We start from the raw sequence: 12,226 nt of genomic DNA on the forward strand, positions 1-12,226 counted from the left end.
ATTCTGATACGCTGCACATGCCATAGGCCCTCTTATCTGGATTGCGACTTTAGGACAGGGGCGGGTCCTGTTATGCCGCCTGAATAGCGAGCGGAGGTTTCATGTCTCTCTTCACCTACGGGATGCTGTTGCTTCAGGCAATAACGCTTCTAACAATCGGCTGGATGATTAAACAATATTTCCCTTCCTACTTCTCCGAAAAAGGAAAAAATCTTGCTACGAAAGAAGATATTGGCCGCATCACGGCGGAAGTGGAGAAAGTGCGGCTCGTCTATGCAACTGATCTGGAGACGACCAAGAACGAACTGCAGCGGGGAATCGAGCGTACAAGACACGATCTATCGCTAGCCCTGGAAGCTTCGAACCGGTACGAGAATTTAAGAGTGCAGGCCTATGTCGACTTTGTTCGGGCCGTGGGCGGATTGGCCGTGTCCCAGCGTAACGAGGATGCATCGGAAGAGCGAAGGTATTCAGCACAAGTTGCCGAAGCGAAGGTCCGGATTGCTATCTACGGAAGCAAGGAGGTCGCGGAACAGTTGGGGTATTTCTTTGCGAAGTATGGCGCGTTGACGAGTCAGGAAGCGATGCTTTCCTTCATGAACGCTATCCAGCAAATGCGCGAAGAGAGTGTTTTGCCATCCGAACAGGTAGAAACGAACGTCATCGGCCAACTGCTGTTTTGAAAAGCACTAAGGCTGCGCGCTACCGTGGTCTTACGGATCGCGGTATTCGCGCTTTTTCAGCTCGACGATCGCCTGGGCGTGGCCCTGCTGCGCGGCCTGCCGTATCCAGTGACGGGATTGCACGTAATCATGTTCGACGCCCTGACCGATGGCATAGAAATGTCCTAGCTGAAACTGCGCTTCGGCATTGCCGTGTTCGGCGGCCTTGCGATACCACGCGGCAGCCTGCGCATCGCTGCGCGGCACACCGAGTCCGAAGCTGTAGAGTTCGGCGAGCTTAAGCTCGGCATCGGCGAACCCTTGTGCAGCGGCGAGCCGGTACCAGCGGGCAGCTTCGGCGTTGCTTGCTTCGACGCCTTCTCCCTTGCGATACATGAGGCCGAGATTGTATTGCGCCCAGGCGAGCTTGCTGTGGGCCGCGCGCTGGCACCATGCGAAGGCTTCCGTGTAATTGCCGGCGGCGTAAAAGCGAAAGCTGAGATTGGCCTGTGCATAAGCGTGGCCCTGTTCCGCGGCCTTACGCTCCCACTGTGTGGCCTGCGTTTCGTCCGCCGGCAATCCCTTGCCCTCGTCGAACATGGTGCTCAGCATGTACTGGGATTCAGAGTGACCCTGTTCGGCTGCGAGAAGAAAACTGTTCGCGGCCGCGGTGAAGCTGCCGGCGTTGTAGTCGGCGATTGCCTGGAAGTAATGCGGGTTCGATGCCGTGCTGGCCGCGTCGCGGCGGCCACGAGCGATGATGCTGGAGCGCGAAGAGTTGAGCGACAGTGCGGCCCCGGTGGGAATGTGCTGCAGCCCGCCCTTGTTGTTATCGCCCATGCGCGCCGATCTGGCGTTCGACCATCTCGAAGCGATGCTGCGCTTCGGCAACCTGCTCGCGAAGGCTGGTGGCTAGCTCGGTAAGCAGGTCGCGGTGTTCGCGCTCAGCGGCTTCGGCTTCGAGAAAGAGCTGTGCAATCTCGCTTGCGAGCAGAGAGTGTTGTTCGGCGTCGAGGATGGCGATGTCGCGCTCCGCGTGCTGGATCTGGCGCGAAAGGCGAAGATGTTCGGCGGCTGCGTCATCGCTGGCCGCCTTGCCATGAATCTCGATCTGGTCGTCGAGCAGGCGCTGCAGCATGTCGATGTCGCCGCGGCTGTAGGCCTGGTTGGCGCGGGCCATCAGGAGCGTGAAGTATTTCTGCTCGGCACTGTCGCGTGCGAAGTCGGGATGAATGCGGCGTGCGACCTCGCGAAAGAGTGACTTGAGGCTGGGCGGCGCTTCAAAGACTTCAGCGGTGTGCGCTTCGCCGAATGCGGCATCGTGCGTTTCCTGCGCCCGCTGGCGAGCTTCTTCGGCGCGGTTGCGCGCCGACTCCGAATCGTAAAGGTCGACTTCGCGTTCGGCGATGCGTGCCTCGATGTCATCGAGATCCGCATAAAGAATGCCTACCTGGCGAAGGTAGCGGCTCTCGAATGCCTTCAGCTGTGCGCGGAGCTGCGCAAGCTCTGCCTCGCGCTCGGTGAGCCGGTTGCGAACGGCTGCGAGCTGCTCGCGCTTGTTGAGAAGCGCGGCATTATCCGGGGTCTGCTGCAGGATGATTTCGGATGGCATGCGGCTCTTCCAGTTTAGCGTAGAAGAGCCGCGTTTTTCGCCGTGCCATGCGATGTGAGCTAGAAGGTGAAGACCGCTCCGAAGTCGGGGAAGATCCCCATCTGGTTCTGAGCGACGATGCATGCGTTCACCGACTTCTCGCATGCGCCCGTGAGGTCATAACGTGGCAGCCAGGCCATGCCGAGGAAGTTCTGCCGGTCGAATGCGTTTTGCAATCCGCCATAAAGGCTCAATTGCCTTGTTCCGAAGGAGAAGATGCGGTTCGCTCGAAAATCTAGGCGGCTGTAGAACGGAGCCCGCTCCGCGTTGATGTGGCTCAGGTCATACACCGGCCGGTTCTGCACGGTTGAGGCTGTGGGGAGAAATGGAGTGTACGGACGGCCCGTCGTGTATTCATACCGCCAGGAGAGGCCGTATCTGCGGGCGAAGGTGTAGCGGCCGGCAGCATTCAGCACAAACGGATAGTCGAAGTTGCCGGGCCGGTAGATGCCATCGAGGCCTGTGAACTCGTTCTTTGCGAGCGAAGCGTTGACATGCAGCTCGAGGTGCGGATTGAGCCTCATATCGGTCGAAAGCTCCACGCCCTTTGCATAGCCGCGCCCCTGGCTGGTGAAGGGAAGCCATATGAACTCTTCGCCAAGTGTGTCGACCATGTTTGCCAATGACAGGGAAGGGTAGTCCGTGGAAACCGGGTAGCTGCCGTATTCCTTGCGATAGACTTCCAGGTTGACGGCAATGTCCTGCGCGACGTTCCAGCGGAGTCCGGCGGTGTAATGAGTGACCTTGATCGGTTCGAGAAACCTGTTCTGACTGTAGGAAGTGAGTTGGAGAAAAGGCGGAAGCTGGCGGTATTCGCTGAAGCCCGCGTGCAGATTCACTTTGTCGGTTAACTGCAGTGCTGCTCCCAGCCGGGGCGTGGCGGTCAGGTGACTTCCGAAAGCAAATTGTTGCAGCCGCCCCCCGCCATCGAAGGACCACTTCCCAAGCGTCTTGGTAGCCTGCACGTAATAGCCTGTTTCGCCGGTCCAGAAGTGTGGATAGAAAGATGTGGCATCGGAACGAGAGGGATCCGGACTCAGAGGTGATTGCTCTCCGTAAGGCTGCGCCACATCGTAGTCGATGCGATACACGTGGCCCGATGCACCGAAGGCCAGAGACAATCCCGAATCGGATGTGTGATAGCCATCGTAGCGGAGGTTCGTGACGCCATCGTGGGTCAACTGCGAGTAGACAGGCGTCAACGGAGTTGTGATCGTGTTGTAACCGGGAAGAGGAAAGTTATTGAAAAGCTGATCCTCCTGATGAATCGTCTCGTCGTCTTCAGAGTCGCTCAATGTCCAGACCCCAAAGCTCTGCGGCGAATAGGTGTGGCGCCAGCGAACTCCGTTCGTAAATCGCCAGCCGCTGTATTGCATATTGATTGTGCTGGTCTCGGCCTTGTCGTCGTTGGTGGGAGTGATGTTCAGTGAATCGAAACCCCCGAGGCTGTCGATCGACACCTCGTCTGCTGAAGTAGGATTCCACTCCGCGCGGCTGAAAGCGTTGGTGTAGATTGGGACGCCATTCAGGCCGATGTCGTTCGTGAATAGATTCAGCAGGCTGCGATGGGCTGTGATCAGAAGCGATCCGTCGCCTTTGAACGATGTCTGGCGTATGAAGCCTGTTCCCACGAAGCCGATATCCGCAGCGGTGTATGTGCGATCGTTTGCGAACTCGCGCGAATGAATGGAGATGACGGAAGAAAGCCTCTCTTCATAACTGGAGTCGTATCCGCCGGTCTGAAAATCGATGCTGTTGATGGCAGAGCTGTCGATCATCGATACCAGGCCGCCAGTAGTCGCACCGGTTTCAATCTGGTTGATGTTCGGGACTTCAATGCCGTCGACCAGGTAAAGGTTTTCAATCGGGTTGCCGCCGCGCACCAGCACGTCGTTGCTCAGGTCGCTGTTAAAGACCACGCCGGGAAAGAGCTGCAGGTAGCGCGAGAGATCGCTGTATGTGCCTGCGGATGACTCGATCTGTTTTGACGTGGCGTGATACTGGGTTGTGGCAACGGCCGGTTTGGTGTTGGTATCGTCCTCACTGTTCACCGTTACGCTGCTCTGGACGACAATCGGCAACGCCGGTTGTTGAGCGGCCGGCGCCGGAGCAGAGCCCGCGGGCACAGGAGCATCCGGATAATTAGCCGATGAGTTATCGGTATTTTCACCGCGATGGCCCTGGGTCGCAGGACGGCTGCCAGTGTTCTGGCAGAAAAGGGTTGGAGCAAGTAGAGACCAAGTCACGATCACGAGTGGCAGAATTGGCGTCCTCAGAAGATCCTCCTCTGCTCGTTGCATTGCGCAAGCGAGACAGTGATCAATAGAGAGTCAGAACGACGCAGGATTCAAACAACACAAATCGGAAATAGGAGTGCAAAAGAGTGCTACTAAAGCCCAACTGGATTTCATTCTGATATGCGCATGCAGAGATTGCGTTGATGCTTGTCAAGGCGAGAGGCCTTCATTTCAACGCGGGTGATATTCGTGTCGAAGAGATAGTAAAAATTTCATGAATGCCGCGATCGACCATGCTCAGCGGCTGCGACATATATATAGGCCGGACTACTTATATGAGCTGAACGGAGCACGCCGGACTGGTTTTACGGAGAAGGACCGCGCTGTCTTTCGGATCTCAGGCGGGAAATCCAAAATTGCCCATCGTCGCTGCGCAGTGGTAGGCTGCTGTCTGCTTTTAACCCTATCGTTCCGGAGTGATCCACTTACATGCAGACGACTTACAACCAGTTGCCGCTGCCCCAGGGCGGCGAAGCGATTCAGTATGCTGATGGAAAGTTCACTGTCCCCGACCATCCCATCATCCCTTTCATCGAAGGAGATGGCACGGGCCGCGATATCTGGCGGGCTTCGCAACGGGTCTTCGATGCAGCCGTCGAGAAGGCTTATGGCGGCAAGCGTTCGGTGAAGTGGTTCGAAGTGTATGCAGGCGAGAAGGCTTTTCGCGAATTCAAGACCTGGTTGCCCGATGACACGGTGAGTGCGGCGCGCGATCTGCGCGTGTCGATCAAGGGACCGTTGACGACGCCGGTGGGCGGAGGCATCCGTTCACTCAACGTCGCGTTGCGGCAGATTCTTGATTTGTATTCATGCGTGCGTCCTGTGAAGTATTACGCAGGCGTGCCCAGCCCGGTGAAGCATCCGGAAAAGCTGGACGTGGTGATCTTTCGCGAGAACACGGAAGATGTTTATGCGGGTGTGGAGTTCCGCGAGGGCACTCCAGAAGTGAAGAAGCTCATCGACTTTTTGAACAACGACCTGCTCAAGGGCGGCAAGAAGAAGGTTCGCGAAGACTCAGGCGTGGGCATCAAGCCGATCTCGATCACCGGCACGAAGCGGCTGGTGCGCCGCGCGATCGAATACGCGCTGGAGTACGGCCGCAAGTCTGTGACGCTGGTACACAAGGGGAACATTCAGAAGTTCACCGAGGGCGCCTTCCGCGAATGGGGATATGAAGTTGCTGTAGAAGAGTTTCGCGAGCAGACGGTGACGGAGCGTGAGAGTTGGATCCTCGGCAATGTCGAGGCGAATCCGAAGCTTACAGTTGAAGAGAATGCTGCGCTGATCGAGCCTGGGATCGAGTTCGGCTCAGACGACTTCCGCAAGGAGCTATATGCCGAGGTTAAGCATGTGCTCGATACCATCGGCAAGTCGCACAGCAACGGTCAGTGGAAGAAGAAGGTGCTGATCAACGACCGCATCGCCGATTCGATCTTTCAGCAGGTGATCATTCGTCCGGAAGAGTATGCGATTCTCGCATGCCCGAACCTGAACGGAGACTACATTTCGGACGCCTGCGCGGCGCAGGTGGGCGGACTCGGCATCGCTCCGGGTGCAAACATCGGGGATGGGTTTGCGGTCTTCGAGGCGACACACGGCACGGCTCCGAAGTATGCGGATAAGGATGTGATCAATCCGGGCTCTGTGATGCTGTCGGGCGTGATGCTCTTCGAGTTTCTCGGATGGAAAGAGGCCGCGAAACTGATCGAGTCGTCGATGGAGAAGACGATCCAGCAGAAGTTCGTGACTTACGACTTCGAGCGCCAGATGCAGGGCGCGACGAAGGTCAAGACGAGCGAATTTGCTACGCGGATGATCGAGAATATGTAGATCGTGCGAACCCACCTATGACGATGGGACTGTCATGGGTGGGGCACCCGGCACCCGGAACCGCAGCTGTGTTTTCCCACGTCTCAAAATCGAGACGTGGGGCGCACGCATCCACGTTGTCTATTTCAGGTCGCTGCCGCTGTATCTTCTGGACATTTCCGTGGTTGGCTTCCACCCTCGATGTTCGTAGATGGGTCTGCCCATCTCTGTCGCATGTAAGACTGCATAAACGAGGCCTCTGCCCTGGAACTCCTTGTCTGCTGCATCGAGCAGGGCTTTGGCGATGCCCTGGCCACGAAACTCCGGTTCCACGTAGACGTTGAGGATGTATCCGCGGCGGTGGTCGGTGGGATGCGAGGCGTGCGGCGGCCAGTCCAGTTCCATCAGCCCGGCTCCTCCGATGGTTTTTCCTTCGACTTCAGCCATGAATCCGAAATAGCGTCCGTCGAGCAGGCGCGGTTCCAGCCATGCGCGGAAGGGAGCCTCCATTGCCTGCAGCGTCGATTCATCTGTCCCCATGTCCCGAAACATGGCTTCACGATGATGGCAGATGGCGTCGATGTCGGAGGAAATCAACGGGCGCAGGCGAAACATCGCTGGATTGTAGCAAATCGATTGATATGAGCCAGTGGCTCGGCCGCGCGAGTACACTGGATGGCATAGGAGAGATTTATCCATGCGTAAGAAAGTGACTATCGTTGGAGCGGGGAACGTCGGAGCGACGGCTGCTCACTGGATTGCAGCCAAGGAACTTGCCGATGTGGTCCTTCTCGACGTGGCCGAGGGGATTCCGCAGGGCAAAGGGCTTGACCTGCTCGAAGCGATGCCGATTGAGAAGCGCGACTGCCAGATCACCGGCACGAATGATTATGCCGACACGGCCAACTCTGACATTGTGGTCATCACGGCAGGCATTCCGCGCAAGCCGGGCATGAGCCGCGACGACCTGCTGCAGACCAACTTCAAGATCATGTCGGACGTGGTGGCGAAGGTGATCGCCAATTCGCCGGACACGATCATCATCGTCGTCTCGAATCCGCTGGACGCGATGGCGCAGGCGGCCTTCCGCCAGGCGAAGTTCAACCGCGAGCGCGTGATCGGCATGGCCGGCGTGCTCGATTCGGCACGCTTCCGCACCTTCATTGCAGAGGAGCTGAAGGTTTCGGTCGAGAACGTCACCGCCTTCGTGCTGGGCGGACACGGCGATACGATGGTTCCGCTGCCGCGCTACTCGACGGTCGCGGGCATTCCCATCACCGAGTTGATCCCCAAGGATCGCCTCGACGCAATCGTACAGCGCACCCGCGACGGCGGCGCCGAGATTGTGAAGCACCTCAAGACTGGCAGCGCTTACTACGCTCCGTCGGCAGCCGCGGTCGAGATGGTCGAGGCCATTCTCAAGGATAAGAAGAAGATTCTGCCCTGCGCGGTGTATCTCGAAGGCGAGTATGGCATCGACGGCTACTATGTCGGCGTGCCCTGCAAGCTGGGATCGCGTGGACTCGAGCAGATCATCGAGATCAAGCTGACTCCGGAAGAAGATGCTGCACTGAAGAAGAGCGCTGAGTCTGTGAAGGAACTCTGCGCCGTAATCGGCGTCTAGGCAGCTACGCTTCGCGCCTAACAACAAGGCCCGCCAAAGGCGGGCCTTGTTGCATTTGCGAGGATGAAGCGGAGTGTTACTCCTTGCCGTCCAGCTTATTCAGCGCCATTGCGAGCTGGGTGTCGTTGTTATAGCCGGATTTTACGGCGCGCTCGCGCCCGGCGGCGGCGATAGCCTCGCGCAGATCGGGGCGGCCGAGATAGAAGCGAGCCTTTTCTGCGCATTCCTCGACTGACGAGAAGAAGATAGCTTCCTTATCTTCTTCGAAAATGGCTTCGTGGCCGGGGGTTCGCACCGCGAACAGGAAGGCTCCGCAGGCGGCGATTTCCACGGATTTATGGCCGATGTCGTCTTCATTCTGCCGGGTCACGAATCCGAGATTGATGCGCGAGCGCCAGATGCCTTCGCGGTATTTTGCGCCCGGCATGTGTCCGCCGAGGGTGATGTTGGCTGGCACCTGCGGCTGGAAGAGCTGCGGCCAGATATTGCCGTTGATGAAAAGAGGCAGGTCGAACTCGGTCGCCAGGCGGGTGAGAAAGGCCGGGCGTTCTTCGTAGGGGTGGCCGATGTAGGAGATCTGACGCGTGCGATCGGCGTCGGTCCACGGAGCCGGCGGCGGAAAGTGAACTTCCGGCGCAAATGAGAAGAGGGTCTTCAGGTGCGGCAGGTTCCAGGCCTGGTAGCGTGCAACGTCGGCATCGCGCACAAGGCAGTGCAGATCGGCGAGCCGGTAGCTGGCGAGGAACTGTCTCCAGATACCGTCATTGCGGTTTCCGAAGGGATTGTCCTGCACGTAGTAGACGATCTTCGCGCCATTGCGCTTGAGGGTTTTGTGCGTTGCCGGAGTGAAGAGGATGGGCTTGTCCATCCATACGACATCGGGCCGGAACTGTTTCGCAGCCTGCAGCAGTGATCGATTGATCGAGGAGACGAGCAGGCCCATGGGAAAGCGCGACTGCACGGTGCGCACGTAATGGTTCTTAGGCACGTGCGCGAGAACATCGAATACCTCGACCTGCTGGCCGAGCCGTTGCAACGCGTTGCAGCGATAGCCCGCGGTCGATTCGGAACCCATGGAGGCGACGTAGAGAATGCGGCGGGGAGCGGGCGGCGAGCCGGTCATGCGCGAAATCCTGGAATGCAATGGGCTAAAGCCTGCCGGAGACCGGCAACATTTTCTTCGAAGCTGAAGTGAGCGATGGTCTTGAGGGAGTTCTGTCCCAAGCGGGCAGCCAGGCCCGGGTCTTCGACGATCGCAGCCAGAGCACTCGAGAGCGCATCGACATCTTTGGCAGGAAAGACGAGTCCGTTTTCGCCGTGATGGACAAGGTCATCCTTGCAGCCGACCTTGTCGCTCACAATCACCGCACGCCCGGCATTCATAACCTCGTTGACGATCAGCCCCCATGGTTCATGGCTCGAAGGCAGAATGAAGGCGTCGCAGAGATCGAAGTAGCGGGGAAGTTCGCCCTGATTTTTGAAGCCGAGCATGCGAATACTGGAGCAGCCGGAAGCCTGGATGCGAGCCTCGACGGCAGCGCGTTCTTCGCCATCGCCGATGATCAGCAGGTAGGCATGAGGATCGACGCCATGTGCAGGCGAGAGTCGCAGGTAGGCTTCGACCAGGTCGATGCAACGCTTGCGGGTCTGCAGCTTCGATGCAAAAAGGAAGACAGGCCGGCCGGGTTCCAGGCCAAGCTCGCTGCGCAGAACTTCGCGCGATGCGGAGGCTTCGCGGCAACGGCTCTGGAAGAAGTCGTTGTCGACGGCATAAGGCGCTTCGAAAACAGGGAAGTTTTCTCCCAGGTAGTAGCGCCAGTATTCCGTGTTCGCTGTTCCTACGGAGAGTATGCAGCGCACCGCCGCGCGCAGGCTGCCCAGCGCTACGCGTTTTGCGGCCAGCTTTGCCTTCGACCTTGGCCGGTCTGAGAGAGCAGAGTCGGACCGAAGGATGACCGGCAGATCATGCGCCCTGGCAACAGCCATCACATGAAGGCAGTTGAGCGTGTGATAGCCATGCAGCCAGACCGCATCGAAATTGCCATTGGTGATGGCGGAATGGATTCCGTAATTTACCGGCCGCGTGAAGGTGAAGCTGTCTCCTTCTCGAACGCTGGGCAGAAAAGAAGATTTGTAACCATCAAGGAGAGGAATATCCCACTTGACCTGTACGTTGCCGAAGCCCTTGTCAGCGTATCCGCGCAGGGAAAGGTCGCTGAAGAAAAAGGTTTCCAGATCGATGTCGGCTTCTGCCGCGATGCGGCGCAGCAGAGGTACCTGGTATTGAATCGGGTGCGAGACGAAGTAGGCAACGCGTGCTCTTCTGCCAGGGGAAAAGGCGTCAGTTCGATGTGCTGAAGTAGGCTTTACTTGCATGGCAGGGAAGGGAGACCGCGATATCGTAAATTTTTGATGCGGTTACGCTACGGCTTTTTACGGATTTTAGCACAGCGACTGGAGCCACCACGGACTCGCGTGCAACAGCCAAGCTCTTCATTCGAAATAAATAACCCTTCTTCAACGCTCTGCTACAATTAGCTTTAAATCGCGCTTGCGCGCACAGTTAAACAGGCGGCATCGATTCGATTGGTCAGCTCACCAGATCAGTAGTTCCCTCCATCATGATTCGATTTCGATATTGCGCAGTAGAGCGTTTGACTGCGGTGTGATTGCACAGTCTATAAAAAGCAATCTTTAAAGTGCGGTTTCAACTTCAGGAGAGAGATGCGATGAGCCAGCCGCTTTCAATCGCTGTTGTAGGGTCGGGATATGTAGGACTGGTTGCCGCTGTTTGTTTTGCGGAGATCGGCCATCACGTGATCTGCGTCGATAACGACGAGTCCAAAGTGAAAATGCTCCGTGAGGGGCGCGTGCCGATTCACGAGGAATACCTCGAAGAACTGCTGAAGCGCAACACCACGAACCCGGTCGAGTTCACGAGTGACCTTGCGAATGCGACGCGTCGTGCGCAGGCCATCTTTATCGCCGTGGGTACGCCGCAGAGCAAGACCGGCAGTGCAGATCTGTCATATGTGGACGCGGTAGCGAGCGAGATTGCCCGGTCGATCGACAGCTATAAGGTCATCGTTGAGAAGAGCACCGTTCCGGTGTACACCAACGAGTGGATTCGCCGCGTGATCGAGCGCAATGGCGTTCCCAAGGAACTGTTCGACATCGCTTCGAACCCGGAGTTCCTGCGTGAAGGTACGGCCGTGGTGGACTTCCTGCATGCCGACCGCATCGTGGTGGGTGCGGAGACTGAGCGCGCCGGTACGCTGCTCAAGAAGATCTACGAGCCGCTGACCAACGGCAGCTATTACAAGAAGGCCGACGCGGTTCCTGGCATCTGCTCGGAAAAGAATCCTCCTCCGATCCTCCTGACCTCGACCAAGGCCGCTGAGATCATCAAGCATGCTTCGAATGCCTTCCTGGCGATGAAGATCTCGTTCATCAACGTAGTCGCGAACATCTGCGAAGCAGTGGGCGCGGACGTGGAAGAAGTTGCAAAGGGTATCGGCAGCGATGGCCGCATCGGTCCGAAGTTCCTGCGTGCCGGCATCGGCTATGGCGGTTCCTGCTTCCCGAAAGATGTGGCGGCATTCCGTTATGTGGCCGAGCAGCTGGGCGTGGACTTCAGCCTGCTGAAAGAAGTCGAGGCCATCAACGAAGAGCAGAAGCGCCGCTTCTTCCAGAAGGTGCGCTCGGCGTTGTGGACATTCCGTGGCAAGCGCATCGGCGTGCTGGGGCTTTCGTTCAAGGGCGGTACGGATGACATCCGCGACTCACCCGCGCTCGACATTGTGCAGCTGCTGGTGAAGGAAGGCTCGACGGTTGTGGCCTTCGATCCCGCAGCGGAAGCGCGCTCGAAGGAAGTGATTCCGCCGTCGGACAAGATGCTTTACGTGGACAGTCCGTATGCCGCGGCACAGGATGCCGACGCGCTGCTGATTCTGAGCGACTGGCAGGAGTTTGCCGACCTCGACCTGAAGAAGCTTCACTACACGCTGCGGTATCCGATCATCATCGATGGCCGCAACCTGTATGATCCGGTCGATATGATCGAGCATGGCTTCACCTACCTGAGCGTAGGCCGGCCTTCACTCTTCCATGCACGCGACGCGGCATCATCATCGCGGCAGCTGCCCTAACCTTTGGACCTCGGAGGCGAAAGCCTCCGGGGATA

At 57.9% G+C, this 12,226-nt stretch carries 10 protein-coding genes; 4 read left to right on the forward strand and 6 right to left on the reverse strand.

Going from position 1 to position 12,226, the window contains the following annotated elements; all coding sequences use genetic code 11:
* The first annotated feature begins 101 nt into the window (after positions 1-101).
* On the forward strand, positions 102-683 hold the full coding sequence (locus LJD29_RS15990) for a hypothetical protein (protein WP_446742552.1): 582 nt from the start codon (positions 102-104) through the stop codon (positions 681-683).
* Positions 684-713: 30 nt separating this feature from the next.
* Here the strand turns inward: LJD29_RS15990 and LJD29_RS15995 are convergent, their stop codons facing one another.
* From LJD29_RS15995 to LJD29_RS16005, 3 genes are read right to left on the reverse strand one after another with little or no spacing between them, the layout of a single operon-like run.
* Positions 714-1,502, reverse strand: a complete 789-nt coding sequence (locus LJD29_RS15995; RefSeq protein WP_446742553.1) for a tetratricopeptide repeat protein — start codon at positions 1,500-1,502, stop codon at positions 714-716.
* Positions 1,492-2,274: a coiled-coil domain-containing protein gene (locus LJD29_RS16000; protein WP_446742554.1), complete on the reverse strand. Its 783-nt coding sequence runs from the start codon at positions 2,272-2,274 to the stop codon at positions 1,492-1,494. The genes LJD29_RS15995 and LJD29_RS16000 overlap by 11 nt, the downstream gene beginning before the upstream one ends.
* 59 nt (positions 2,275-2,333) lie before the next feature.
* On the reverse strand, positions 2,334-4,559 hold the full coding sequence (locus tag LJD29_RS16005) for a TonB-dependent receptor plug domain-containing protein (RefSeq protein ID WP_446742555.1): 2,226 nt from the start codon (positions 4,557-4,559) through the stop codon (positions 2,334-2,336).
* Between the two features lie 480 nt (positions 4,560-5,039).
* Here LJD29_RS16005 and LJD29_RS16010 point away from each other — a divergent pair, with 480 nt between their 5' ends.
* Positions 5,040-6,440, forward strand: coding sequence for an NADP-dependent isocitrate dehydrogenase (locus LJD29_RS16010; protein WP_446742556.1), 1,401 nt, complete (start codon positions 5,040-5,042; stop codon positions 6,438-6,440).
* A gap of 120 nt (positions 6,441-6,560) precedes the next feature.
* On the opposite strand, the gene LJD29_RS16015 is transcribed toward LJD29_RS16010, so the two are convergent.
* A complete protein-coding gene (locus LJD29_RS16015; protein ID WP_446742557.1) occupies positions 6,561-7,034 on the reverse strand; it encodes a GNAT family N-acetyltransferase in 474 nt (157 codons plus the stop codon).
* 82 nt (positions 7,035-7,116) lie between these two features.
* Here LJD29_RS16015 and mdh point away from each other — a divergent pair, with 82 nt between their 5' ends.
* Positions 7,117-8,043: a malate dehydrogenase gene (gene mdh / locus LJD29_RS16020; protein ID WP_446742558.1), complete on the forward strand. Its 927-nt coding sequence runs from the start codon at positions 7,117-7,119 to the stop codon at positions 8,041-8,043.
* A gap of 76 nt (positions 8,044-8,119) precedes the next feature.
* Here the strand turns inward: mdh and LJD29_RS16025 are convergent, their stop codons facing one another.
* Positions 8,120-9,166 carry a CgeB family protein gene (locus tag LJD29_RS16025; protein WP_446742559.1) on the reverse strand — a complete coding sequence of 349 codons (1,047 nt, stop codon included), beginning with the start codon at positions 9,164-9,166 and terminating at the stop codon, positions 8,120-8,122.
* Positions 9,163-10,419, reverse strand: a complete 1,257-nt coding sequence (locus tag LJD29_RS16030) for a glycosyltransferase family 4 protein (RefSeq protein WP_446742560.1) — start codon at positions 10,417-10,419, stop codon at positions 9,163-9,165. The genes LJD29_RS16025 and LJD29_RS16030 overlap by 4 nt, the downstream gene beginning before the upstream one ends.
* A 353-nt stretch (positions 10,420-10,772) precedes the next feature.
* Between LJD29_RS16030 and LJD29_RS16035 the strand changes: the two genes are divergently transcribed.
* Entirely contained in the window at positions 10,773-12,191 is a 1,419-nt protein-coding gene (locus LJD29_RS16035; RefSeq protein WP_446742561.1) for a UDP-glucose dehydrogenase family protein, read from the forward strand.
* The last annotated feature ends 35 nt before the right edge of the window (positions 12,192-12,226 follow it).

The sequence above is a fragment of the Silvibacterium acidisoli genome (genome assembly GCA_022870745.1).
Taxonomy (GTDB): Bacteria; Acidobacteriota; Terriglobia; order Terriglobales; family Acidobacteriaceae; genus Silvibacterium.